At 64.7% G+C, this 24,014-nt stretch carries 28 protein-coding genes; 21 read left to right on the top strand and 7 right to left on the bottom strand.

Annotation, left to right across the window (positions count from 1 at the left end):
- The first annotated feature begins 411 nt into the window (after nt 1-411).
- Nucleotides 412-684 carry a hypothetical protein gene (locus ACSU04_RS15020; protein WP_439290143.1) on the top strand — a complete coding sequence of 91 codons (273 nt, stop codon included), beginning with the start codon at nt 412-414 and terminating at the stop codon, nt 682-684.
- Between the two features lie 61 nt (nt 685-745).
- Nucleotides 746-1,486 (top strand): hypothetical protein, encoded by a 741-nt coding sequence (locus ACSU04_RS15015; protein WP_439290142.1) that lies wholly within the window; start codon nt 746-748, stop codon nt 1,484-1,486.
- A 5-nt stretch (nt 1,487-1,491) separates the two neighbouring features.
- Here ACSU04_RS15015 and ACSU04_RS15010 read toward each other — a convergent pair whose 3' ends face one another.
- Nucleotides 1,492-2,907, bottom strand: coding sequence for a recombinase family protein (locus ACSU04_RS15010; protein ID WP_439290141.1), 1,416 nt, complete (start codon nt 2,905-2,907; stop codon nt 1,492-1,494).
- 146 nt (nt 2,908-3,053) lie between these two features.
- Here ACSU04_RS15010 and ACSU04_RS15005 point away from each other — a divergent pair, with 146 nt between their 5' ends.
- From ACSU04_RS15005 to ACSU04_RS14990, 4 genes are read left to right on the top strand one after another with little or no spacing between them, the layout of a single operon-like run.
- Nucleotides 3,054-3,251 carry a hypothetical protein gene (locus ACSU04_RS15005; protein WP_439280504.1) on the top strand — a complete coding sequence of 66 codons (198 nt, stop codon included), beginning with the start codon at nt 3,054-3,056 and terminating at the stop codon, nt 3,249-3,251.
- A 1-nt stretch (nt 3,252) separates the two neighbouring features.
- Nucleotides 3,253-3,651, top strand: coding sequence for a TadE/TadG family type IV pilus assembly protein (locus tag ACSU04_RS15000; RefSeq protein ID WP_439280503.1), 399 nt, complete (start codon nt 3,253-3,255; stop codon nt 3,649-3,651).
- Nucleotides 3,623-4,078, top strand: a complete 456-nt coding sequence (locus tag ACSU04_RS14995; protein WP_439280502.1) for a TadE/TadG family type IV pilus assembly protein — start codon at nt 3,623-3,625, stop codon at nt 4,076-4,078. The genes ACSU04_RS15000 and ACSU04_RS14995 overlap by 29 nt, the downstream gene beginning before the upstream one ends.
- Nucleotides 4,075-4,497 carry a pilus assembly protein TadG-related protein gene (locus ACSU04_RS14990; RefSeq protein ID WP_439280501.1) on the top strand — a complete coding sequence of 141 codons (423 nt, stop codon included), beginning with the start codon at nt 4,075-4,077 and terminating at the stop codon, nt 4,495-4,497. The genes ACSU04_RS14995 and ACSU04_RS14990 overlap by 4 nt, the downstream gene beginning before the upstream one ends.
- 13 nt (nt 4,498-4,510) lie before the next feature.
- Here the strand turns inward: ACSU04_RS14990 and ACSU04_RS14985 are convergent, their stop codons facing one another.
- The gene (locus ACSU04_RS14985) at nt 4,511-5,734 is read right to left on the bottom strand and encodes an MFS transporter (RefSeq protein ID WP_439290353.1); all 1,224 of its coding nucleotides are present in this window, start codon (nt 5,732-5,734) and stop codon (nt 4,511-4,513) included.
- 164 nt (nt 5,735-5,898) lie between these two features.
- Here ACSU04_RS14985 and prfB point away from each other — a divergent pair, with 164 nt between their 5' ends.
- From prfB to smpB, 4 genes are all read left to right on the top strand, one after another.
- Entirely contained in the window at nt 5,899-7,011 is a 1,113-nt protein-coding gene (prfB, locus tag ACSU04_RS14980; RefSeq protein ID WP_439280500.1) for a peptide chain release factor 2, read from the top strand.
- 57 nt (nt 7,012-7,068) lie between these two features.
- Nucleotides 7,069-8,055, top strand: a complete 987-nt coding sequence (gene ftsE, locus ACSU04_RS14975; RefSeq protein ID WP_439290140.1) for a cell division ATP-binding protein FtsE — start codon at nt 7,069-7,071, stop codon at nt 8,053-8,055.
- Nucleotides 8,052-8,969 carry a permease-like cell division protein FtsX gene (gene ftsX / locus ACSU04_RS14970; protein WP_439280498.1) on the top strand — a complete coding sequence of 306 codons (918 nt, stop codon included), beginning with the start codon at nt 8,052-8,054 and terminating at the stop codon, nt 8,967-8,969. Before ftsE ends, ftsX begins: the two co-directional genes overlap by 4 nt.
- A gap of 62 nt (nt 8,970-9,031) precedes the next feature.
- Nucleotides 9,032-9,508, top strand: coding sequence for an SsrA-binding protein SmpB (gene smpB / locus ACSU04_RS14965; protein WP_439280497.1), 477 nt, complete (start codon nt 9,032-9,034; stop codon nt 9,506-9,508).
- A 2-nt stretch (nt 9,509-9,510) separates the two neighbouring features.
- Here the strand turns inward: smpB and ACSU04_RS14960 are convergent, their stop codons facing one another.
- Nucleotides 9,511-11,364: a S9 family peptidase gene (locus ACSU04_RS14960; RefSeq protein ID WP_439290139.1), complete on the bottom strand. Its 1,854-nt coding sequence runs from the start codon at nt 11,362-11,364 to the stop codon at nt 9,511-9,513.
- A 201-nt stretch (nt 11,365-11,565) separates the two neighbouring features.
- Here ACSU04_RS14960 and ACSU04_RS14955 point away from each other — a divergent pair, with 201 nt between their 5' ends.
- Nucleotides 11,566-12,513: a methylenetetrahydrofolate reductase gene (locus ACSU04_RS14955; protein WP_439280495.1), complete on the top strand. Its 948-nt coding sequence runs from the start codon at nt 11,566-11,568 to the stop codon at nt 12,511-12,513.
- A 24-nt stretch (nt 12,514-12,537) separates the two neighbouring features.
- Nucleotides 12,538-14,853, top strand: coding sequence for a 5-methyltetrahydropteroyltriglutamate--homocysteine S-methyltransferase (gene metE / locus ACSU04_RS14950; protein ID WP_439290138.1), 2,316 nt, complete (start codon nt 12,538-12,540; stop codon nt 14,851-14,853).
- A 79-nt stretch (nt 14,854-14,932) separates the two neighbouring features.
- Here the strand turns inward: metE and lexA are convergent, their stop codons facing one another.
- Nucleotides 14,933-15,628: a transcriptional repressor LexA gene (gene lexA / locus ACSU04_RS14945; RefSeq protein ID WP_439280880.1), complete on the bottom strand. Its 696-nt coding sequence runs from the start codon at nt 15,626-15,628 to the stop codon at nt 14,933-14,935.
- 272 nt (nt 15,629-15,900) lie between these two features.
- Between lexA and ACSU04_RS14940 the strand changes: the two genes are divergently transcribed.
- The 4 genes from ACSU04_RS14940 to hisH are packed head-to-tail and all read left to right on the top strand — an operon-like array spanning nt 15,901 to nt 18,652.
- Nucleotides 15,901-16,278 (top strand): LysM peptidoglycan-binding domain-containing protein, encoded by a 378-nt coding sequence (locus ACSU04_RS14940; RefSeq protein WP_439280493.1) that lies wholly within the window; start codon nt 15,901-15,903, stop codon nt 16,276-16,278.
- A gap of 45 nt (nt 16,279-16,323) precedes the next feature.
- Nucleotides 16,324-17,418 carry a histidinol-phosphate transaminase gene (locus tag ACSU04_RS14935; protein ID WP_439290137.1) on the top strand — a complete coding sequence of 365 codons (1,095 nt, stop codon included), beginning with the start codon at nt 16,324-16,326 and terminating at the stop codon, nt 17,416-17,418.
- A complete protein-coding gene (gene hisB, locus ACSU04_RS14930) occupies nt 17,415-18,020 on the top strand; it encodes an imidazoleglycerol-phosphate dehydratase HisB (RefSeq protein WP_439280491.1) in 606 nt (201 codons plus the stop codon). The genes ACSU04_RS14935 and hisB overlap by 4 nt, the downstream gene beginning before the upstream one ends.
- Entirely contained in the window at nt 18,017-18,652 is a 636-nt protein-coding gene (gene hisH, locus ACSU04_RS14925) for an imidazole glycerol phosphate synthase subunit HisH (protein ID WP_439290136.1), read from the top strand. The genes hisB and hisH overlap by 4 nt, the downstream gene beginning before the upstream one ends.
- A 38-nt stretch (nt 18,653-18,690) precedes the next feature.
- On the opposite strand, the gene ACSU04_RS14920 is transcribed toward hisH, so the two are convergent.
- The gene (locus ACSU04_RS14920) at nt 18,691-19,854 is read right to left on the bottom strand and encodes an AAA family ATPase (RefSeq protein WP_439280489.1); all 1,164 of its coding nucleotides are present in this window, start codon (nt 19,852-19,854) and stop codon (nt 18,691-18,693) included.
- A gap of 162 nt (nt 19,855-20,016) precedes the next feature.
- Here ACSU04_RS14920 and priA point away from each other — a divergent pair, with 162 nt between their 5' ends.
- The gene (gene priA, locus ACSU04_RS14915; RefSeq protein ID WP_439290135.1) at nt 20,017-20,763 is read left to right on the top strand and encodes a bifunctional 1-(5-phosphoribosyl)-5-((5-phosphoribosylamino)methylideneamino)imidazole-4-carboxamide isomerase/phosphoribosylanthranilate isomerase PriA; all 747 of its coding nucleotides are present in this window, start codon (nt 20,017-20,019) and stop codon (nt 20,761-20,763) included.
- Nucleotides 20,747-21,505, top strand: coding sequence for an SseB family protein (locus ACSU04_RS14910; protein WP_439280487.1), 759 nt, complete (start codon nt 20,747-20,749; stop codon nt 21,503-21,505). The genes priA and ACSU04_RS14910 overlap by 17 nt, the downstream gene beginning before the upstream one ends.
- A gap of 45 nt (nt 21,506-21,550) precedes the next feature.
- On the opposite strand, the gene ACSU04_RS14905 is transcribed toward ACSU04_RS14910, so the two are convergent.
- Entirely contained in the window at nt 21,551-21,937 is a 387-nt protein-coding gene (locus ACSU04_RS14905) for a DUF1844 domain-containing protein (protein WP_439280879.1), read from the bottom strand.
- Nucleotides 21,938-22,206: 269 nt separating this feature from the next.
- Between ACSU04_RS14905 and infC the strand changes: the two genes are divergently transcribed.
- From infC to rplT, 3 genes are all read left to right on the top strand, one after another.
- Nucleotides 22,207-22,824, top strand: a complete 618-nt coding sequence (gene infC, locus ACSU04_RS14900; RefSeq protein ID WP_439280878.1) for a translation initiation factor IF-3 — start codon at nt 22,207-22,209, stop codon at nt 22,822-22,824.
- A gap of 72 nt (nt 22,825-22,896) precedes the next feature.
- A complete protein-coding gene (gene rpmI / locus ACSU04_RS14895) occupies nt 22,897-23,091 on the top strand; it encodes a 50S ribosomal protein L35 (RefSeq protein WP_439280486.1) in 195 nt (64 codons plus the stop codon).
- Between the two features lie 33 nt (nt 23,092-23,124).
- A complete protein-coding gene (gene rplT, locus ACSU04_RS14890; protein WP_417510501.1) occupies nt 23,125-23,511 on the top strand; it encodes a 50S ribosomal protein L20 in 387 nt (128 codons plus the stop codon).
- A 53-nt stretch (nt 23,512-23,564) separates the two neighbouring features.
- On the opposite strand, the gene ACSU04_RS14885 is transcribed toward rplT, so the two are convergent.
- Complete coding sequence (locus tag ACSU04_RS14885; RefSeq protein ID WP_439280485.1) at nt 23,565-23,987, bottom strand: DUF2809 domain-containing protein; 423 nt, start codon at nt 23,985-23,987, stop codon at nt 23,565-23,567.
- Nucleotides 23,988-24,014: the final 27 nt, after the last annotated feature.

The following is a 24,014-nucleotide window of genomic DNA, read 5'->3' as shown; positions in this document are numbered from 1 at the left end:
ATCTCCACTCCGCCTCGCCGGAAGCCTTGGACAAGCGCCTGGCGGTCTCTTGCGTGCCGAGGTAGGCCCACCGCCGAGCACCAGACCTGCCAACTCGCCAGCGGGACCCCCAGAGACAGCCGCGCAGACATGCAGGGGCGCTCCCACCCCACGGCAGGCAGCCCAGCCCGTGCAGCAGCGCACATCACAGGCAGCACGCACTTTCCGGAAGGGGGCGCTTCAGGCCAACGAGTGAGTAGCCAGTGTCTGTGCCAGCTCCGCGCAGGTCCTAACCCCTCGCTCAGTTCAGATAGGAGACCATTTCCACCCTTCGGTGCCGAGGAAGTCTGATTTCGTGGAGCGGTCCACCCGGATGTCGCACCCTCGGGGTAGCTTGCAGCTGCTGAGTTCATCAAGCCGAAGGAGAACCTCATGGCAGTTCACTGGGTCAACTACGACCTCAACAAGTCTGGTCAGGACTACACGAAGCTCACCGAATACCTCAAGTCGCACCAGTCCTGGGCGAAGCCACTCAAGAGCAGCTTCTTCGTCAAGACCCCGCTCACGGCGGTTCAGCTGCGTGACGGCATCAACAACCACATTGACGGCAACGACGACGTGGTTATTGTGACTGTTGGCGGTCAGGGCTGGGCCACACACGGCGCGAACAAGGACGCCGTCGAGTGGATAAAGAACAACCTCTAGCGGCGCGTTCTTCCGCGCGATGCGGTTGGCGGTGGCTGTGCCAGCAGCTAGGTTGCTGAGCATGACTGAATTGTTGGCGGCGCTCTTGGGCGCGCTCGTTGGTGGGGTGCTCTCCGCCTGGGTGGGTTCATGGCAAACTGCCAAAGTCTTGAAGCACGAGACGGAGCTAGCTGCGACAGAGCGACGAGAAGCGCAGCGCGTCGATGAGGACCGCCGACGATCGCTAGCAGCTGATCAATTGATCGCGGCCCTTGCGGACTTTACGACAGTCAACCGAGATGACGGAGACCGCTCGGCGGCGTTTGTCCGGCTTCCGGCAACGGCAGACGTTCATCGAGAACGGGGCGATCGTGCAGCGGCATTTCTTCAAATGAGCTCTAGCTACGCGCACGCGCTCCCGGAAGAGGTGCGCGAGCGATGGGATGCGCTCGTATGGATGGTCCGCTTCAATCAGTCGAAACAACCGGAGCGCCCAGACGACCTTCGGCGGCGGGACGCTAGTGACCTACAGAACTATGTCGAGTATGTGCGGCGGTCCCTGTACGCGATCAGTGAGGACTACCCGATGCCACCGCACTTCCCCGCGCCGGATGTGAGACGAGAAGAACGCCGCATCTGGGGCTTCAAACCGGAGGATATAAGCCGCGAACCCGATCTCACGGACTGGCAGTTCAGGGACCGCCTGATTGGCAAGGTCACCTTCAATTCTGGGGAGGTCCGTTGGTACGGCCCCAACGGATTCGTCGTTGAACTTCCTCCTGAGCACGTGGACATGGGCGCTTCCGACGAAAAGCAGGTTTAGATCAGCTAGCCCTTCCAGATAACCCGCACCGAGTCCGGGTCGAACACGCCACCGCTGCCAGTGGGCAGGATCACTACCGACACCAGTGAGTCCATCACGGCGCGCTTGCTGTCCATGTCAAGTCCGTCCCATACCTGCTGGGCGTTGGCCCCGATCAACTCGGCAGGCACAGCAGCAGGCAGCGCGGCGTCCACGGCAGCAGCAGCCTGTGCCCGGTCGGCCCTCAACCCCTCGGTGATGCGCACAAGCTGAGTTGCTTCGATGGTGCCTGCTGCATACATGTCGGCAGCGTTGGCCATGCGGGCGTCAACAGCGTCTATGGTGTCACGCGCCTGCTGCAAGGCGTCGGGGTCGCCCTTGGTAAACAGTTGCGCAGCGTCGGGCATCTGCAACCTGCCGACCACGATGCCTTCCACCAAGTCGTCCACGTTGGACTGCTTACGCCGCACCCGGAAGCACTCGTTGCACACGTAGCTTGACGGCTGCTTCTTGGAGCGCCCGTTCGGCTGGCGTGTCGTCCGGCCTACACCGCGCACCATGACGCCATTGCACAGCACTGGCTCGCCAGCGTCATCCAGAGCGCCGGTAGGGCGTCCACAACGGGCGATGCCGCTCAGCAGATACTTGGGCTGCCTGCCTGGTGGGCTTGTGCGGCGCGCGGGGTCAGTGAGCAATGCCTTGATCCGTTCATGGGTGTCCTCGTCAATGACGCGCGGGGCGTCGGCAGGGGCACGGCCTACTACCTTCCCCCGGTGGACAGTCAAGCCCGCCAGGCTAGGTCGCAGCAGAAGCTGACGCAGCGTGGTCGTGTTCCAGCTTGCGCCCCGTCCTGGGGTGAGTACCTGTTGAGCATCGAAGTCCTTGCCGATAGATCGCAGCGAAGCACCGTCAAGCGCGCGCTGCACTGCCGTGCGGATGGTCGCAGCCTCATCATCGTGCAGCACCAGACCACCATCCCCGCGCCGGTAGCCGTAGCCTATGCGCCCCTGATGGACACCGCTGGCTGCCCGCTGCACGTTGGCGGCGACCTGCCGTGTGGCCTTCTGCTCGCCTTCGTACTGGCTCCACGCGGCGACGGTGCGGGCCACGGCACGGCCTGCCGGTGTGGTTAGGTCCAGGGTTCCAGCCGTCACGGTGTACACCGGCACGTTCAGCGCGATCACCCGTTCAAGGTCACGGGTCAGGCGCAGCAGCCGGTCTTGATGCCAAGCGATGATGGCCGTGGGCTTGGCCTTGAGCATGGCCTCGAAGCCGGGGCGCTCCTTGCCGCTCGTGGCGCTGATGTCGTTGTCGGAGTACACCGCCACCACATTGAAGCCCAGGCGTGCAGCCAGCGCACGGCATTCCTGTTCCTGACGGGCAACGCCCAGCCCCTCGCCAGTGCGGTCAAGGCTGATGCGGGTGTACATCACAGCGTCCATGTGGACATAGTACCTTTTCGCAATGTCCGCGCCCTTGGTGTTCCTGATTTTGCCGTTGTCTGTGCTGTTTGCCGTTTTCCCAGGAATGTTCATTCTGCGTCTCGGCATCGGCTGAGGCGTGCGACCTACTGATGAAAGGACCGATGATGAATCGAATTCGAAACTGGTGGACGGCGGTAACGGCCGAGGCACGAGCGCTCGGCGAAGATGAGACCGGCGACGTTCCTGGATGGGTGCTTGTCACGCTCATGACGGCTGGTCTTGTCGTCGTGATTTGGGCTGTTGCGGGGCCGGCGCTCATCGGATTGTTCGAGCAGGCGATCTCGAACGTGTCCGGAATCTGAGATGCACTGGCGAGCAGAGGCGGCAGATGATCGCGGGTCCAGTCCCGTCGATTTCGTGCTCGTCGGCTCGCTGCTCACAGTGTTGACGCTCGCCGTACTGCAACTGGGGCTCGCGGTCTACGTGCGCAACGTCGTGCATGATGCAGCCGTCGAGGGTGCGCACTATGCGGCGCTCGCTGACACCTCTCTCGAGGAGGGCGCCGAGCACACGCGGTTATCCATCACTCGTGCCGTGGGTGAATCCTTTGCCGCGGACATCAGTGTCGCCGAGAGCGACCGGCTGGGGCATCCCACAGCGGTCGTCACTGTCCGAACGACTCTTCCGCTTGTCGGGCTACTGGGCGTTCCCTTCGCGCTGGAGGTGGATGCCGATGCGCCGATGGAATCGCTGGGTCCGTGATGACGACGGCTCAGCCGCACTGGAGTTCCTCACCGCCGGCGTCATCTTTCTCGTGCCGCTGGCCTACCTGATCATCACGCTGGGGGTGATCCAGGAGAGCACGCTGGGCGCGGAGGCCGCGGCCCGTCACACCGCCCGTGTGATCGGTCAGTCACACGACCCCGAATCCGCGGCACGCAGCAGTGCGGCTGTGCTGGCCAATGTCATCGACGAGTACGGCTTGGATGTCGAGAACACCGGCGTCTCGATCTCCTGTATTCCGACAGGCGTGCCCTGTCCGTCTTCCGGAGTAACCGTGCTCGTCACCGTGGACACCTGGGTGTCGTTGCCGTTCGTCCCGCCGATCTTCGGACTCGACAGTGCGGCGCGCATCCCGTTGCAGGCAGAGGCAGCGCAAAAACTCTCTCGGCTGTGGAGCACAGGATGACGCGGCCCCGGCGCGCGAACGACGACGCTGGCAGCATCCTGCCGCTTCTGCTCGGCTATGTCGTGCTCGCGATCGCCGTGATCTCTGTGTGCGTCTGCGCCACTGACCTGCACATCACGCAGAAGCGTCTCGATTCCCTTGCGGATTCTGCCGCGCTCGCCGGAGCCGACGGGTTCACGCTCGTCATCGACGGCGACACGGTGCGTGCGGTGCTCACCGATGGCGGCGTGCGCGAGCAGGCAGAGAGCATCGTGGCGGCGATCTCGACGGAGGCGACTCTGGTGTCGGCATCCGCGCCTGACGGTGTGACAGCGCACGTCATCGTCGCCTCAGCCTGGCATCCGCCGCTGTTCTCGCCGTTCGTCCCCGACGGCATCCTGCTCGAATCGACCGCGACCAGCCGCACCGCACTTCAATGAGGAACGGAGAACGCTACTCGGGTCGTCGCGGACTGAACCGGGGAATCCAGCGGATGAATCCGGCTGCCCCGAGCAGCCCGACGACGCCCATCACGCCGCTCGCGACCGACAGCGAGGCAACGGCCGTCACGCCAGCGACGATGAGCGGTGCGATTGCTCCACCCGCGTCTGTCAATGTCCGCCACGATCCGAGGAACGTGGCCGGTTCCTGCTGCGGTGCGATATCAGCACCGAGCGTCAGCAGGAGGCCGCTGGAGAGGCCATTTCCCACACCGAGCACGGCGGCGAGCATCCCGAACCACAGCACTGCAGCATCCCCTTCATGCGTGAAGGAGAGCGCGAGGAAGCCGGCACCCATCAAGACCATCGCGGGCATCGCGGCCCAGAGTCTGCCGAAACGGTCCATCACCTGCCCGCTCGCATAGAACAGTGCGAAATCGATCGCGCCGGAGACGCCGACGACGAGGGCGATCGTCTGTGTGTCGAGTCCGAGCGACAGGCCCCACAGCGGCAACACCACTTGGCGGGCGGAGCGCACCGCCGACAGCGATGCAGCGGCCAACCCGAGACGGCCGAGCACCCCACGGTGATGCCACATGGTGCGGAAGATCCCGGCCCGCGCCAATGTAGGGATAGAACCGGTCACGGCCTCTCCGGTGTCCTCCACGATGGTGGGGGACGATGCAGCGCGCACCGGGGCGATCAGCTTCTCCGGGTCGGGCCCGAAAGTCACGAGCACGACCATCGCGAGCAGGCACGCGAGGAAGAACCAGATCGATGCGTCTTCGCCGTCGAAGATCTGCAGCAGCGCTGCGGTGACGAAGGGGCCGATGAAGATGCCCAGGCGGAAGCTGCCGCCGAGCAATGACAGTGCACGGGCGCGGAAGGGGATCGGCACGCGTGTCGTCATGAACGCATGCCGGGCGAGGCCGAACGCGGCGGCGCAGAATCCGAGCATGAACACGGAGGCCGCGAACACCCCGAGCGTCGGGGCGAGAAGCATCCCGAGTACGGCGACCATCGAAACCAGGCCGGCGATCACCATCGTGTAGCGCTCGCCGATGCGAGCAACAGCCCACCCCGCTGGCAGATTTCCGCACAGTTGACCGACGACGAGCGCCGAGGCGACAAGAGCGGCGAAGGCCACATCCGCGCCCATCTTCGCGGCGATGATCGGGATCAGCGGGAGCACAGCGCCCTCGCCGAGCGCGAACAGAATGGTGGGCAGGTACACCATCGGCCCGAACTGCTTCAGGACCGACGACGCGTTGCTCACGGTGCCACGCTACCCCGATCGCTGGTCAGCAACTCTCGCGCAGAATCGTTGTCTGTGGCGTTGCCGGATCGGCTCACAGGAATCTGCACATCTCAGGGTAACCACGCACGATAGGCTGAGGTGCCATGCTCGAACTCGATATCTCCGCCGAAATTCAGGCGCTCAAGAACACCTTCAGCGACATCAGCGAGGTCGTCGATGTCCAGCGGATCCGCGAGGATATCGTCCGACTCAGTGAAGAAGCTGGTGCACCCGATCTCTGGGAGGACACCGAGCACGCTCAGAAGGTCACCAGCGCACTCAGTCACCGGCAGTCCGAGCTCGCTCGCGTCACCGGTATCGGAAGCCGCATCGACGATCTCGAAGTCCTGGTGGAGCTTGCCAACGAGATGGAAGACGAAGATTCCGCGCAGGAGGCACAGCGCGAGCTCGAGGCACTGAGCGCGGTCATCAGCCAGCTCGAGGTGCAGACGCTCCTCGACGGTGAATACGACGAGCGCAACGCGATCATCACGATCCGCTCTGGCGCCGGCGGCGACGACGCCACAGACTTCGCCGAGATGCTCATGCGCATGTATCTGCGCTGGGCCGAGCACCACAAGTATCCCGCCAAGGTCATGGACACGTCCTACGCGGAGGGTGCCGGCATCAAATCCGCCACCTTCGAGATCACGGCTCCTTACGCCTTCGGCACGCTGTCGGTTGAGGCCGGCACACACCGACTCGCACGCATCAGCCCGTTCGGATCCGCAGACAAGCGCCAGACCAGCTTCGCGGCGGTCGAGGTGATCCCTCTTATGGAAGAGGCCACCGCGGTCGAGATCCCCGAGAACGACATCCGGGTGGATGTGTTCCGCTCCTCCGGCCCTGGTGGACAGTCCGTCAACACGACCGACTCGGCTGTGCGCCTGACGCACCTTCCCACCGGCATCGTCGTGTCGATGCAGAACGAGAAGTCGCAGATCCAGAACCGTGCTGCTGCCATGCGCGTGCTGCAGACCCGACTTCTGCTGCTGCAGAAGGCACAGGAAGCAGCGAAGAAGAAGGAACTCGCCGGCAACATCACGGCGAGCTGGGGCGATCAGATGCGCTCGTACTTCCTCTACGGTCAGCAGCTCGTGAAAGATCTGCGCACCGGACACGAATCGGGTAACCCTGCCGCTGTGTTCGACGGCGATCTCGACGGGTTCATCTCGGCCGGTATCCGGTGGCGCAAGCGCAAGGATGACGACGACTGATCCGCACCGGGTGTCGCTCGCTGCCAGGCTGGAACGCGCGCTTAGGCTCATAACGCCATGATTCGGTTTGAGAACGTCACCAAGCGCTACCGCGGGACGAAGCGACCGGCCCTTTCCGGGGTCGACTTCGAAGTCCAGCGGGGCGAGTTCGTCTTCCTCGTCGGAGCGTCAGGGTCAGGAAAATCCTCCTGTCTCAGGCTCATCCTGCGCGAGGATGTCCCCACCTCCGGACGCGTCGCCGTTCTGGGCCGCGACCTGCGTTCGCTCGCGAACCGCAAGGTGCCCTACTTCCGTCGTCACATCGGCTCGGTCTTCCAAGACTTCCGCCTGCTGTCGTCCAAGACGGTGTTCCAAAACGTTGCCTTCACTCTGCAGGTCACCGGCTCGTCGCGTGGATTCATCCACCAGGCGGTACCGGAGGCCCTCGCCCTGGTCGGACTCGACGGCAAAGAGAAGCGGATGCCGCATGAGCTCTCCGGCGGCGAGCAGCAGCGTGTCGCGATCGCGCGTGCGCTGGTCAACCGTCCGCAGGTTCTGCTCGCGGATGAGCCGACCGGAAACCTTGACCCCGCGACCTCGGTCGACATCATGCAGTTGCTTGCTCGGATCAATGCCGGCGGCACCACGGTCGTGATGGCCACGCACGAGGCGACGTTCGTCGACCAGATGCAGCGTCGCGTCATCGAACTCCGTGACGGCGAGATGATCCGCGATGAGGTGCAGGGCGGCTACGGTGATCGCTCGATGATCCCGCTGCTGGGCCCGCAGGTGCAGCGTGGCGCGGCGACGACTGCCGCACGCACCGCTATGCAGGAGGTGCAGCGCGAGACCGAGTCTCTGGAGCCGCTCACCGACGAGCTGATCGCGTCGATGAGGGCAGCCGGCGCCGCTGAGGCAGCCGAGGCTGCTGAGAGCCAGCCACAGGTCGGCCCGCGAACGCATCCCATCCTGCTCCCGGAGGTCGATGTCGCTGAGCTGGGTGTCGCCGATCGGCTGGGCTTGTCGGATACCGACGATGACGAGGAAGTGGGGCCGACCTCGTGAGAGTTGGACTTATCCTCATGGAGGCCCTCGGGGGCCTGAGGCGCAACATCTCGATGGTGATCTCCGTCGTTCTCGTGACCTTCGTCTCGCTGACTTTCGTCGGCGCAGCGATCCTCATGCAGGGCCAGATCAGCACCATGCGCGGGTACTGGACGGAGCGTGCGCAGGTTTCGGTGTCGATGTGCTCGCCCGTCTCGAGTGATCAAACGACATGCCTGGATGGTGCCGCTTCCGAAGAGCAGGTCGACCAGGTACGCGCGGAACTGGAAGGCGATGCCCTCGGGGCGCTCGTCAGCAATGTGCGCTTCGAGGACAAGGCCGAGGCGTACGCCAACCTCACCGAACTGCTCGGCGAAGAGCAGGCGAGTGTGCTCACCGAGGAGCAGATGTCGGAAAGCTTCTACATCACGCTCAAGGACCCCAGCCAGTCGCAGGTGATCGTCGAGGCGTTCGCAGGCGTGAACGGCGTGGAAGAGGTGCGCGATCAGCTGCAATACCTCGATCCGCTGTTCTCGGCACTCACGGTCGCGACCTATATCGCGGTGGGTATTGCGGTGCTCATGCTGATCGCTGCCATCCTGCTCATCGCGACCACGATCCGCCTTTCCGCCTACGCGCGCCGCAAGGAGATCGGGATCATGCGCCTCGTGGGCGCATCCAACAGATTCATCCAGACGCCGTTCGTGTTGGAGGGCGTGTTCGCTGCCTTCCTCGGCTCGGCTCTTGCCAGTGCCGCCGTGATCGCCGGAATGCATTTCGGTGTGAACGGCTATCTGAAGGGACGCGTTCCGTTCATTACGACGTGGGTGTCGATGCAGGATGCCGTGCTCGTGGTGCCAGTGCTCATCGGCGTCGGCGTGCTCCTGGCCGCCCTTTCCGCTGGCTTCGCGATCCGTCGCTGGCTGCGCACCTGATATAGCTGGCTGCGCACCTGATATAGGCTGAGGGGCTGGCCGCCGAAGGAAGAGGAATCATCATGCCCAGGGAACGCGGGGAGAAGGTCATCGCGACCAATCGTCGCGCACGTCACGACTACAACATCGAAAAGTCGTACGAGGCGGGGATGGTGCTCACCGGCACCGAAGTGAAGTCACTTCGACAGGGTCGTGCGAACCTGTCCGACGGCTACGCCTTCATCAAGGGCCATGAGATTTTCCTCGACTCCGTGCACATCCCGGAGTATTCGCAGGGTCACTGGACGAACCACTCCGCCAAGCGCGTCCGCAAACTGCTGATGCACCGCGAGGAGATCCAGAAGCTGGATCACGCGGTCTCCGCGGGTGGCTACACGCTCGTCCCGATGAAGCTGTACTTTTTGGACGGCCGCGCGAAGATCGAGATCGCGCTGGCGAAGGGTAAGCGTGAGTTCGACAAGCGCCAGACCCTGCGCGAGCGCCAGGACACCCGCGAGGCCCAGCGCGCGATGCGCCTGCGCAACCGCGTGGGGGAGTAGCCCTACAGCTCCGGGGCGAACCCGAACACCCTGCCGAGGAACGTCAGTTCCCGCTCCAGGGCATCGATGATGGTCTCCGCGCGCCGGAAGCCGTGTCCTTCTCCTGGATACAGCACGTACTCGTGATCAACGCCGCGAGCGGCGAGCCCATCCCGGATCGCTTCCGATTGCGACGGCGGCACGACCCGATCATCCTCGCCCTGCAGCAGGAGTACCGGCACGTTGATCCGCTCGACGTGGGTGAGCGGGGAGCGGTCGATATACACCTGCTCCGCCTCGGGCAGTGGGCCCACCAGGCCGTCGAGGTAGTACTTCTCGAAGTCGTGGGTATCCTCTGCCAGCATCCGCAGGTCGGTGACGCCGTAGCGGCTGATGCCGGCGGCGAACACGCCGCCGCGGACGAGCGCTGACAGCACTGTCCAGCCGCCCGCCGAGCCGCCGCGGATCGCGATGCGCTCAGGGTCTGCCTTGCCGGCCGCCGCGAGCCCTCGCGCGGCCGCGAGCACATCGTCGACCTCGGCGATGCCCCACTGCCCGTCGAGGCGCTCGCGGTAGGCACGGCCGTATCCTGTGGAGCCGCCGTAGTTCACATCGAGAACGCCGATTCCGCGGCTTGTGTAGTACGCGATCGCCGCGGATGCTCCGCCGGACACGTGCGCGGTGGGTCCGCCGTGTACGAACACGATGTACGGCGGCAGTTCCTCAGCGGGGGCGGTGGCATGGGGGTTCGCGGGTGCGTAATCGAAGGCGTGCACGGGGCCGTTCGGCCCGTCGAAGGTGACCCGCGTCGCCGCCGGCATCCATGCCTCATCGACCGCGGCCCCTCCGCGCACGCGTTCGACTGCGCCGGAGTTGACGTCCACGCACCAGAGTCCGGCATTGACGCCTGCCCCTCCACCGGACAGCAGCACGCGGGTGCCTGAGACATCATCGACGCTCACATGCGCGCTGGCTGGCACCTCGAGGCGTTTGTTGGATCCATCGCGCTCGATCAGTCTGATCTCATCAGAGCCGTTGGTGCGCACGGCTACAATCCGCCCGTCAGACAGCGGCTGATACCAGCGATTGCCGAGCACCCACAGGCCGTAACCAGTGTCGGCGTCAGCCGGTGCGATCGGGTCTGGGCCGGAGGTGCGCTCCAGACCGTCGAGCGTGATGCTCTGCAGCTGCCAGCGTCCCGTCGGATCATCGGCATAAACGAGTTCGGTGTCACTGATCCATTCGGGTTGCAGTGCGGCGCGTGTGGGGGTGCTGGCAACCGTGTCGCCGCCGAGCTGGGCGACGTGCAGCAGTGCCAGCTGCCACGGCATGTGGCGATCGCTCCACTGGACCCACGCGATGCGCGTGCCGTCGGGGGAGAGAGCAGGATGCGCGACGAACCCGGAGGTCGCAATGATCTCCTGAACGTCGTCGTCGTCGTCGCCGTCGGTCGGGATCTCCACGATCGCGCGGCGGTGCCGATCGCCGGTGAGGTCTTCGCGCACCGCGAAGAGTCGGCCGTGCTGCAACCGCAGCCCGCCGTGGTTCGGACCGGCTGGCGTCAGCGGCTCCGGTTCGGCGCCAGGGAGCATCCGATACACCCGCTGATCCTTCGCGTTCACGAAGAACAGCGTGCCGTCGGCATCCGCCGTCCACGCGCCGCCACCATACTCGTGCACTCGTGAGCGGGCGTTCCACGGTTCCGGTAAGAGCACGTTGCCGTTCGAACTGCGCACAGTGACGCGTCCGCCTTCGGCCGGGACGGACTCGCCCCACCAGATCTCATCGCCGACGAACTTCGCGCCGTCAATGCGGGGCGCAGATGAGGCGATATCCGCCGCGTGGAAGGGGGAAGTCCAGGTACCGTACGGCTGCATGCTTCGACCCTATGCGGTGGTGCTGTGACACACGGCGTCACACACTGTGCGCGAGGCGGCATCGGTGGCATAAGTTTCTGGAAACGGCCGGTTCATCCCGGACGTGGAGCGACAGCCGAGCCCGGCACCCGCCCGCGAACGAGCAAGTGTTTTTGAGATCGTTCGCGGCTGCCCTGCCCACTCTGTCACCCCAGGAGAATGATGTCTTCCGAGTCTTCGACGCTCGGGGCCCCACGTGTCCCGTTCTCCTTCGAGCTCTACCCGCCGCGTTCGGCGTCGAGCGATGAGGCGCTGCACGAGACTGTCCGCCAGCTTGCCGCAGCCGGCCCTGATTTTATCTCCGTCACTTACGGCGCAGGCGGCTCCACAGGTGGGCGCTCACTCGATGTGCTGCGCTTCATCCGTGAGAACACCGACGTCGAGCCGCTCGCGCACCTGACATGTGTCGGTAATACCTACGCGGGCGCCGCGGCCCTCATCCGAGAGTTCCTGGATGCCGGCATCCTCAGCTTCCTCGCCCTTCGCGGTGACCCGCCCATCGGTCAGACGGAGCCCTTCCTCGGCGATCTGGAGAGCTCAGCGCAACTTGTGCAATTGATCGGCCGCGCGCAGGCCGAGCGCGCCCCCTATGAGGAGACGCCGATTCCGGGCTTTCCCGGGGCCGCTCGCGTCACCCGCGGGCGCGATGTCAACATCGCCGTGGCCGCATTCCCCAAGGGGCACCCGCGCTCTGCTCACCGCACGCAGGATGTCGAGGCGTTGCTTGCCAAACAGGCGGCCGGAGCGACGTTCGCGATCACACAGCTGTTCTTCCACGCTGACGACTACCTCGCGTTCGTCGAGCGTGCGCGGGCCGCGGGTGTCACGATTCCGATTCTCCCCGGCATCATGCCGATCACCTCGCCCGCGCGTCTGAGGCGCGTGCTCGAACTCACCGGCGAGGACCTGCCCAGCGAGCTCTCGATCGCTCTCGAGGTCGAGCCGACGCCTGAGGGGCGTCGCGAGATCGGCACCGAGTGGGCAGCGCGCCTGACCCGCGAGGTCGTGGCCGGCGGAGCACCCGGAGTGCACCTGTACGCGTTCAACCAACACGAAACCGTTCTGACCGTTCTCGCAGAGGCAGGCGTCCTTCCTGCCCTGCATCACTAGATCCATCCCCGAAAGGAACACATCATGACCGCATTCCCCCAGGGGACCATCCTCGGCTACCCGCGCATCGGCCGCCGTCGCGAGCTCAAGAAGGCTGTCGAGGCCTTCTGGGCCGGCCGCTCCGACCTCGTAGCCCTCGAGCAGACCGCCGCTGACCTGCGCGCGGCGAGCCGTGAGCGCCTTGCATCCCTCGGCCTCGGCCGCACCGACTCGGCGATCCCGGAGTCATTCTCGTACTACGACCAGGTGCACGATGCGGCAGTCACGGTAGGCGCCATCCCCACCCGCTTCGACAACCTCCGCGAGACGGACGGCTCGATCGGCTTGCCGGCGTACTTCACCATCGCGCGCGGCGAGGGTGAGCGTGCCGCGCTCGAGATGACCAAGTGGTTCGACTCGAACTACCACTACCTCGTTCCCGAGATCGGTCCGGAGACGACGTTCTCGCTCTCCAGCGACCGTGTCGTGCGCCAGGTCGAGGAGGCAGTCGCCGCGGGTTTCGTCACCCGCCCCGTCATCGTCGGTCCCGTCACGCTGTTGGCACTGGCGAAGGCATCGGACGCGGCGCCGGAGGGCTTTGACCCGCTGTCGCGTCTGGATGACCTCGTGCCGGTCTATGTCGAGTTGCTCGCCCGCCTCCGCGCAGCCGGAGCCGAGTGGGTCCAGCTGGATGAGCCCGCGCTCGTCAGCGAATCGCTCCCCGCCTCCGCCGAGCAGTTGGCGGATGCCGCAGCTCGCGCGCTGGCCGTCATCGGTGGCGCAGCTTCGCGCCCGTCGATCCTCGTTGCGGCTCCTTACGCTGCTCTGGACGCGAGCCTTGCCGTACTTGCTGCGGCTCCCATCGAGGCCATCGCGATCGACCTGGTGCGCGGTAGCGTCCCGGCAGCGGTCGAGGGACTGGCCGACAAGGTGCTCGTCGGTGGAGTGATCGACGGTCACAACATCTGGCGCGGCGACCTCGCTGGCGCGTTCGACAAGCTCGAGGCGCTGGGCGCGCTCGGCGCGGCTCAGGTCGCGGCATCCACCTCCACCTCACTGCTGCACGTCCCGCATGACGTGACCGACGAGTCGAAGCTCGACGAACGACTGGCCAGCTGGCTCGCATTCGCCGACCAGAAGGTCGAACAGGTCGTCGCCCTGGCTCGTGGCCTCGGCTCCGGCCGTCAGGCGATTCAGGCAGAGCTGGATGCGGCATCCGCAGCTCTTGCCGACCGCAGCAACGCACCGGGCGTGCGTGACGGTGCTGTGCGTTCGCGTGAACTTGCCGATGGCGACTTCTCGCGTGTTTCCTATGCTGAGCGCGAGGCCGCCCAGGCGGAAGCCCTCGGCCTGCCGGCACTGCCGCTCACCACGATCGGTTCGTTCCCGCAGACCGGTGACATCCGTCGTGCTCGTGCGCAGTACATCCGCGGTGAGCTGTCGCAGGACGACTACGACACATTCCTTCGCCGCGAGGTGGACACCGTCGTCGAACTGCAGGAAGACCTCGGGCTGGACGTGCTCGTGCACGGTGAACCAGAGCGCAACGACATGGTGCAGTACTTCGCGGAGAACCTCTCCGGATTCTCTGTGACGGAGAACGGTTGGGTGCAGTCCTATGGTTCGCGTGCCACGCGCCCATCGATTCTGTGGGGCGACGTCTCGCGTCCGGCTCCCATCACGGTCGGATGGTCGGTCTACGCACAGTCGAAGACTGCCAAGCACATGAAGGGCATGCTCACCGGTCCCGTGACGATCCTCGCGTGGTCGTTCGTGCGCGATGACCAGCCGCTGGGAGAGACCGCGAACCAGGTCGCCCTCGCACTGCGTGACGAGATCACCGATCTCGAGGCCGCCGGAATCGCCATCATCCAGGTCGACGAGCCGGCACTGCGTGAGCTGCTGCCGCTGAAGAAGTCCGATCAGGCCGCGTACTTGAACTGGTCAGTGAACTCGTTCCGTCTGGCCACTGGGGGAGCGGCTGCGGCCACACAGGTGCACACACACCTGTGTTACTCGGAGTTCGGTGTCGTCATCGACGCGATCCGTGCGCTGGATGCTGACGTGACCTCGATCGAGGCCGCTCGCAGCCGCATGGGTGTCGTCACGGATATCGCCGAGGTCGGCTTCGATCACGGCATCGGACCCGGCGTCTACGACATTCACTCTCCGCGCGTTCCCACGGTCGACGAGATCGAGTCGCTGCTGCGTCGCGCAGTGGATGAGCTCCCGACGCGTCAGCTCTGGATCAACCCGGACTGTGGCCTGAAGACTCGCGGCTACGACGAGACGACCGAGTCGCTGCGCAACATCGTCGAGGCGACCCGTCGCGTGCGAGAAGACATCTCAGTCACGGCGTAATAGTTCGAGAAAAAAGGAGGCGCTCCCCGACGGGGAGCGCCTCCTTTGTGCTGTCTCAGATTATTTGTGCTGTCTCAGATCAGATCGCGCGGAGCACAGCGACGACTTTGCCGAGCACCGTGGCGTCATCGCCGAGGATGGGCTCGAAGGAGGAGTTGCGGGGCAGCAGCCACGTGTGACCGTCGCGCTGGCGGAACGTCTTCACTGTGGCTTCGCCGTCCAGCATTGCCGCAACGATCTCACCGTTCTCTGCCGTGTTCTGCGTGCGGATGACCACCCAGTCACCGTCGCAGATCGCGGCGTCGATCATCGATTCGCCGGTGACCTTGAGCATGAACAGATCGCCCTTGCCAACGAGCTGACGGGGGAGAGGGAAAATCTCTTCGACCTGCTGATCCGCTGTGATCGGCACGCCAGCGGCGATCTGTCCGACCAACGGCACCATTGCCGCGTCGCCCACCGGAGTGCTGGAATCAGCAGGGTTCTCACCACTGGAGCCCGGCAGATCGATCAGCACTTCCATCGCCCGAGTCTTGCCTGGGTCACGGCGCAGATAGCCGCTGAGCTCAAGCTGGCCCAGCTGATGGGTCACGCTCGACAGCGACTTGAGGTTCACCGCATCGCCGATCTCGCGCATGCTCGGCGGGTATCCGTGCGTGGCGATGGAGGTCTGAATGACCTCGAGGATCGCCATCTGCTTCGGGCTGAGGCTCTTGCGCCGGCGAGTGCGCGGAGCCTCGGGTTCGGAGGCGGAGTTATCGCTGATGTCGCTCATGTCGGTCATGGGTGCTCCTTTGTACGCGATCCCGGGGCTGCTCTTCGAATGTCTGAGGTCCGTGATGTGGTGTGTCTATCGAAATCGTATCCGAGAAACACGCCGATTAGGAAGATCTGTTCGAGCGTGTCGGAGAAAACAGCGGTTCGCTTTCGAATAAGTCTTGACAGATGTTCGAATTCGAAGATACATTCGGTACGTAGCTTCGCATTCACTGCTCCCGGCCGAGTGGTGAATGCGAACGCTACGCCAAAGAGGCAGAGGAGAATCCCATGAGCACCATCAGCATCACAGCAGGTACGACCGTTTCAACAGGCACCACCGTTTCAACTGGCACCACCCGGCTTCGAATGACTACCCGGGGGCGTCGCGTGTTGGTCGCTCTTGCGGCACTCCCACTCGCTGCGGGCATCGGGATCGCGGCGATCGGCGGCGGCTCGGCCATCGCATCAGGCGATTCGGCGGAGACCGCGACATTCGAGACGATCACGATTCTGCCCGGTGACACACTGTGGTCGATCGCGGAGTCCCTTGCGCCGTCGACCGATCCGCGCGCTGTGATTGGTGAGATCGAGCGGCTTAATCTCCTCCGTACCGGATCCCTGCAGGTCGGCCAGCAGCTGGCCATCCCCGCGCAGTACAGCAACTGAGCAATACAGCAACGGAGAGGTAGAACAACTGATCTCACCGTTAACATGGGGAGGGTGACTGCTTCGCTTGCTGACCTCCCCCTCCGTGATGATCTTCGTGGGCTTACCCCCTATGGTGCACCGCAGGTTCCGCTTCCTGTCGCGCTGAACGTGAATGAGAACTCTCATCCTCTTCCCGACGAGGTGGCGAGCGACATCCTCGATGACGTCGCCGTCGCGCTGCGTGAGGTGAATCGCTACCCAGACCGTGAGTTCACCGCCCTCCGTGAGGGCTTTGCCGGTTATCTCGGGCACGGCCTCGACGCCTCGCAGATCTGGGCGGGTAACGGCTCGAACGAGGTGCTGCAGCACGTCCTGCAGGCCTTCGCAGGTCCAGGGCGCACCGCCTTCGGATTCGCGCCCACCTACTCGATGTATCCGCTGCTTGCGCAGGGCACCGGCGCCCGCTGGGCGGCGGGTACTCGGCAGTCCGACTACACACTCACCGCTGTCGACGCCGCAGCACAGATCAGGGATGCCGACCCGGACGTCGTCATGCTGTGCAGGCCGAACAATCCGACGGGTACACCACTCGGCATCGATGTTGTCGAGGCGGTCTACGAAGCGACCCGCGGCGTCGTGGTCGTCGATGAGGCCTATTGGGAATTCGCCCCACGCGGGGCAGTCTCCGCCCTGACTCTTCTCGAGGGACGCCCACGTCTCGCGGTATCGCGCACGATGAGCAAGGCGTTCGCGTTCGCGGGCGCTCGGGTCGGCTACCTCGCAGCAGACCCCGCATTCATCGATGCCCTTCGGCTTGTGCGCCTTCCGTACCACCTGAGCGCGCTCACCCAGGCTGCGGCTGTTGCGGCTCTGCGCAATTCGTCCACAATGCTGGCGATGGTCGACGACATCGTTGAGCAACGCGATCGCATCACCGCGACGCTCGAAGCGCTCGGATATCAGCCGCACGAATCGTGGTCGAACTTCGTGCTGTTCGGGGGAGTGGCTGATCCGAAGGCGACTTTCCAGGCCCTCTACGATCGCGGCGTTCTGGTGCGCGATGTCGGCATCCCGAACCACCTGCGTGTCACGGCCGGTACCGAGTCCGAGACCACGGCGTTCCTCGATGCGCTGGCCTCGATAGAATCAGCCTCATGAGCGCTTCTCGTACCGCGACCCGCACCCGCAGCACATCTGAGTCGACTGTTGAACTCGAGGTGAATCTCGACGGCACTGGTCAGAGCCACATCGACACCTCCGTGCCGTTCTTCGACCACATGCTCACGGCGTTCGCGAAGCACTCGCTCACCGATCTGACCGTGCGTGCCTCTGGCGACACAAACATCGATGCCCACCACACTGTCGAAGACATCTCGATCGTTCTCGGTCAGGCCATCGGCGAGGCGCTCGGCGACAAGGCCGGCATATCGCGCTACGGCGACGCACTGGTCCCTCTCGACGAAGCGCTCGCGCAGGCCGTCGTCGACATCAGCGGTCGGCCGTACCTCGTACACACCGGCGAACCTGCCGGGTTCGAGCACCACCTCATCGGTGGGCATTTCACCGGTTCGCTCGTTCGCCACGTATTCGAGGCGATCACGTTCAACGCCGCGCTCACGGTGCACGTGCGCGTGTTGGGCGGCCGCGACCCGCACCACATCGCCGAGGCGGAGTTCAAGGCGTTCGCACGAGCGTTCCGTCAGGCCAAAGCGCTCGACCCGCTGGTCGTCGGCATACCGTCCACCAAGGGAGCGCTGTGACGCGCACCCCCACCGTCGCGGTTTACGACTACGAGTCGGGCAACGTCCACTCGGCGGTCAAGGCGCTGATCGCAGCGGGGGCCGACGCGAAGCTCACCGGCGATCGAAAAGAAGCACTCGAAGCGGATGGGCTGTTCGTGCCCGGCGTTGGTGCGTTCGCCGCAGTGCGCGAGGCACTGATCACCAAGGGCGGCGATGAGATCATCGACCGGCGGTTGTCGGGCGGACGCCCGGTGCTCGGCGTGTGCGTTGGCATGCAGGTGCTGTTCTCGCACGGAGTCGAGCGCGGACACAACGTCGAGGGCCTCGGAGAATGGCCGGGAACAGTGACCGAGCTTGATGCGCCGGTTCTGCCGCACATGGGCTGGAACACGGTCACACCTGACGAGGGCAGCGTGCTCTTCGACGGCATCGAAGATGAGCGTTTCTACTTCGTGCACTCGTTCGCGGCGCAGCGCTGGGAGCTCGACGTTATTCCGCCGTTCCCGCAGCCCAAGCTGACCTGGACGACATACGGGAATCCGTTCCTTGCAGCGGTCGAGAACGGTCCGTTGTCTGCCACGCAGTTCCATCCGGAGAAGTCCGGCGATGCCGGCATCCGCCTGCTGAGGAACTGGGTCGAGAGTCTCTAACCCGCCCGCCACCGGTGGGGCTCAAAACCGCTGGGGGCTCAAAACCCTCGGGCGACCGACGCAGCAGCCGAAAGCCAGGCCCGCTGAGTGTTGTTGGCCAGCGCGCCATAGTGAAGGTGGCCATCGACCATTTCGTGGTCGAAGGGAATCGTGACGACCTCGCGCGCGAGCGATTGGTACCCGCCGACGATATGACTCACGTCGGCCGCTGTCGCCTTCGGGTCGGCCTGTGAGACCACGACTACCGACTGCTCGGCGAGCTTTGCCGAGCGCTCATCGCGGTCTTCGAGCGCCTCAAGCAGCAACGCTCCTGCTTCGGCGTGATCGTCGCGCGTCGTCGTTGCAACGACGATCTGATCTGCGCGATCGATCATTCTGAGCCACATGGGATCGGACTCGTCGTTGCCCGAGTCGATGATGATCAACCGGTAGAACTTCGCGGCCACCGCGTGGATGGCATCCACGTCTTCGGGGCTCAGACGGTTCTCGTGCGCAAGCCGGATCGGCTTGGAGCGCAGAACGTCATACTTCTCGCGGGGCTGGTGGTGCACGAAGTGCGCCAGATCTGCCGACTGCGCTCCGGTGCCGAGCAGTCGCTCCGCTTCGGGCAGCATCTCCAGCAGTGTGCGGTCATGCGCGCCGGCCTCGGTTCGCCAGCCGAGCGTTCCGCGCGTCTGGTTGTTGTCCCAGGCGAGAACGCCTGCGCCGCCGTAGCGTGCGAACACCGCGGAGAGGAGGATCGTCGTCGGAGTCTTTCCTGCTCCGCCCTTGCCGTTGACCACGGCGATCGTCCGCGGACCCGGCCAGTGCTGACTCACTGACAGTTCATCGTCTCGCGACGACTGCTCGGCTGCGCTGGGCGAGAACTTGAAGCCCAGCTTGTTCAATGTGCCGCGGGCACCCTGACGAGCAGGTTCTTCGGGTCGATCGGTCTGCAGGAACGATTGCCGTTCGCGTGCCTCGCGCTGCTGCTTCCGCGAGGGCTGCTGCTCTGCATCCGCTGCGGGCGCATCGACATTGCCGTTCCGGTGATACTGCGGCGCTGCGTCCGCGTCCTTGTCGACGTCTGAACGGCGCCGCGAGGGGGCAGAGGGAAGGGCTGATTCCAACAGCGGAACCGAGCGGATGACTGGATGCTCGCCGGCGTCCGGTTGCGCAGTCTCTGCGCGTGTGGGCGTGGCGAATTCAGGTGAATCAGACATTTCCTGTGAGCCTAGCGTCCCGACCTGATGTTCATCTGCGTCGGCTGCGCGGGCGCGCGACGTCGCAGTATGAGTCGACTCGCATTTGAGGAGCGCCCGACAGCGGGGTACCCTCAGTTCTCGTGCCCGTCTACGGCGCCCTTCACCCCACCCGAGGATGACATGAACGACTTCGCGTCCACACCCAAGCTCACCCTTCTTCCGGCAGTCGACGTTGCCGGCGGCAAGGCCGTCCGTCTGACTCAGGGCGAGGCTGGCACCGAGACCAACTACGGCGACCCGCTGGATGCCGCGGGTGAGTTCGTCGATCAGGGCGCCGAGTGGATTCACCTCGTCGACCTGGACGCGGCTTTCGGGCGCGGAAACAACACACCGATCCTGCGCAAGGTCATCAAGCAGTTCCGTTCCGTGAACATCGAGCTCTCCGGCGGCATTCGTGATGACGCCAGCATCGAGGCGGCGCTGGAGAGCGGCGCGGCGCGCATCAACCTGGGCACGGCCGCGCTCGAGAACCCGGAATGGGCAGCCGACGTGATCGGTCGTTACGGTGAGGCAGTCGCTGTCGGACTGGACGTGCGCGGCACGACGCTCGCTGCGCGCGGCTGGACGAAGGAAGGCGGAGACCTCTGGGAAGTGCTCGAGCGCCTCGAGGACGCCGGTTGCAGCCGCTACGTCGTCACAGACGTCACGAAGGACGGAACGCTGCGCGGCCCGAACCTCGAACTCCTGCGCGAAGTCACCGCGCGCACGCCCAAGCCGGTCGTCGCATCCGGCGGCGTGTCCAGCCTCGATGACATCGCCGCGCTGCGTGAACTCGTGCACCTCGGTGTCGAGGGTGCGATCGTCGGCAAGGCACTCTATGCCGGCGCATTCACGCTGGCAGAGGCACTGGATGTCGCAGGGGACTGACTCGGCCGGCGTCCCCTGGGAGGGACGCAGCTTCGAAGCAAACACGCGCGCCGAGGACGATGGCTCGGCTGATCCGGCATTGCTCGCGGCGCTGCTTCGCTTTCGGGCGGGGGAGGGCAGTCAGACCGAGGTTGTCGATGCGTTCCGCTCGGCCAGGGTTTTGATTCCCCTCATCGTCGAGAGAGGCGAGGAGGGCGTCGCGCCCAGCGGGCTCGTCGTCGATAAGACCCAAGAGCTGTCGATCGTGACGGTCGCCGCTCCCGACGGGCGGGCGGTGCAGCCGGTGTTCTCGTCGGTCACCGCGATGCAGAAATGGGATGCCACGGCACGGCCGATCCCGGTCGAGGCAGTGCGTGCCGCACTTGCTGCGTCGTCTGAGCAGACGGATCTCATCGTCTTGGATCCGACGTCGGAGACCGAGTTTGTCATCCGCCGCCCGGCAGTATGGGCGGTCGCGCAGGATCAGCCGTGGGAGCCGAGCTTCCTGTCACCCGAAGTGTTCACGGCGCTGCAGGCGAGCGTCGCTCACGAGCTCGCCGTGATCGACGTCGCGGTGGCGCCAGGGGATCCTGAGGCGCGGCTGCAGGGTGCAGAGCTGATTGTGATCCTCGAGCTCATCGACGGTCTCGAGCGCGACGTTCTGGATGCCGTGCTGGCCCGCCTCGCGCAGCGCTGGGCCGCCGATGACCGCATCGCCGTCCTCGCGGACTCCTTGACCGTCAAGCTCCGCCGCTCCGCTTGAAGGCGGGCTCCCTACGCGCGCAGGCGCGAGCCCGCACCCGAACGACTAGTTGACCGGCCCGGTCCACTTCTCGCCAGGCCCCTTGCCGATCGGGTCGGGGATGACGGATGCTTCGCGGAACGCGAGCTGCAACGAACGCAGTCCGTCGCGAAGTGAACGGGCGTGCATGTCGCTGATCTCCGGCGCGCCGGCGGTGATGAGCCCGGCGAGTGCGTTGATGAGCTTGCGGGCCTCGTCGAGGTCGAGCTCATTGTCCGGGTCGTCGGCAAGGCCGGTTTTGACTGCTGCAGCGCTCATCAGATGCACAGCCGCGGTGGTGATCACCTCGACAGCGGGCACGTCCGCAATATCTCGAGTCGCCGCTGCGGCGGCTTCTTCCCGCTGCTGCCAATACTCATGGCGCTCGTCGTGGCCGTCACTGGGAACCGGAATCGTCACTATGCCTTGCCTTCTGTTAGACTTTGGCGGGCTTCAGAGCAGTACGCTCTGAACCGAAAGAGGATTCACTTCCCACCCGCGCTTGCCGTTCCAGGCTACCGGGTCTTGCACTCCGTCGGTTCACGCCGGCAGATCGGACTCTGTCCGAAGTTCAGGGTGCGAAACCGGTGTCTGAATGCCGGTGGGTGGGAGACGATTCCGATTTCGCCCGTGACGCAGACCGCGTCACGGTGGCTTGATCCCATCGTCTAAAGGAGTTCCGCATCAGCGATCCCCGTACCAATGAGCGCATCCGCGTCCCCGAGGTCCGCCTCGTCGGCCCCGCGGGTGAGCAGATCGGCGTCGTCCGCATCGAAGCTGCACTGCGCCTCGCGCAGGAAGCCGATCTTGACCTCGTCGAGGTTGCCCCCAACTCGAAGCCACCCGTGGTCAAGATCATGGATTTTGGCAAGTTCAAGTACGAGGCCGCCCAGAAGGCGAAGGAAGCTCGTCGCAACCAGGCGAACACGATCCTCAAGGAAGTCCGCTTCCGTCTGAAGATCGAGGCGCACGACTACACGACCAAGCTCAAGCGTGCGGAAAGCTTCCTCAAGGCTGGCGACAAGGTCAAGGCCATGATCCTGTTCCGTGGCCGCGAGCAGTCGCGCCCCGAGCAGGGCGTTCGCCTGCTGCGCAAGTTCGCTGAAGACGTTGCTGAGCTCGGCACTGTCGAATCGAACCCGATGATCGATGGCCGCAACATGGTCATGGTCGTGGCGCCGCTGAAGAACAAGTCTGATGCGAAGGCCGAGCAGAACGCGCAGCGCGATGCGCAGCGTGCGGCCAACAAGCACGCGTCTCACGAGACGGATGCATCAGCCGAAGAAGCACCCGCGGAGTAACTCCCGCCCCCAAACTCCCGTACCGCGGGTTGACACCGTCGCCTAATAAGGCGCAATACGAAGGAAGAGAAGATGCCGAAGCAGAAGACCCATTCGGGTGCTAAGAAGCGCTTCAAGATCACCGGAAGCGGAAAGCTGAAGAAGCAGCAGGCCGGAATGCGCCACAACCTCGAGCACAAGTCGAGCCGTCGCACCCGCCGCCTCAACCAGGACCAGCTGCTGTCGAAGGCTGACACCAAGACCGCGAAGAAGCTTCTCGGCCGCTGACGCGCCCGATCGTAGGAATAGGAACATAGGAAAATGGCAAGAGTCAAACGGGCGGTAAACGCTCACAAGAAGCGTCGCGTCATTCTTGAGCGCGCCAAGGGTTACCGCGGTCAGCGTTCGCGCCTTTACCGTAAGGCTAAAGAGCAGGTCATCCACTCGCTGGTCTACTCGTACCGCGACCGTCGCAAGCGCAAGGGCGACTTCCGCCGCCTCTGGATCCAGCGCATCAACGCCGCTGCTCGCCAGAACGGCATCACGTACAACCGTTTCATCCAGGGCCTCGGTCTTGCTGGCGTCCAGGTGGACCGTCGCATGCTCGCTGAGCTCGCGGTGAACGAGCCGGCCACGTTCGTCTCGCTCGTCGAGACGGCCAAGAAGGCTCTGCCTTCGGATGTCAACGCTCCGAAGTCGGCTGCATAAGCATCTTTCAAAAACGGGCGCTTCCCTTGGGGGAGGCGCCCGTTTCTGTGCTCTCAGCGCGCCGGGTGGCGGGTGCTGCGGCGCGCGGCGTAGGTGACAGCGACATCCAGCAGCATCACGGCGACGACGGCGAACGCGTAAACGAGAATGTCGCGCTGATCAAAGGATGCGCCGAACACGAGCGCGGCCGGGGGGAACTCCGCGGCGATGGTTGACGGCACATCGGTGAGTTGCAGCAGTTCGATGCAGGTGCAGAAGATGATCGCGAGTGCTGCTGGCACGGTTCTCGGCGTGCGTGGCATCAGGAAGACGAGAACGAGGTAGATCAAAACGGCGTACAGCGCGTCGCCCACGATGTCCCCTTGGACACCGGTGCCGAATCGATGCACGAGTAACCCGGCGCAGACGGTCAGCACAGCGGCAGACGCGACAACGAGACGGCGCCGCGTCGACGAGCGTTGAGCGGCTGGGGACACGCGGAAACTCTATTCGCGGCGCCTGCG

The organism is Microbacterium sp. A84 (genome assembly GCF_051842815.1).
Lineage (GTDB): Bacteria > Actinomycetota > Actinomycetes > Actinomycetales > Microbacteriaceae > Microbacterium.
Note: the sequence above shows the minus strand (reverse complement) of the source record. Positions and strands in the feature narration are given on the sequence as shown.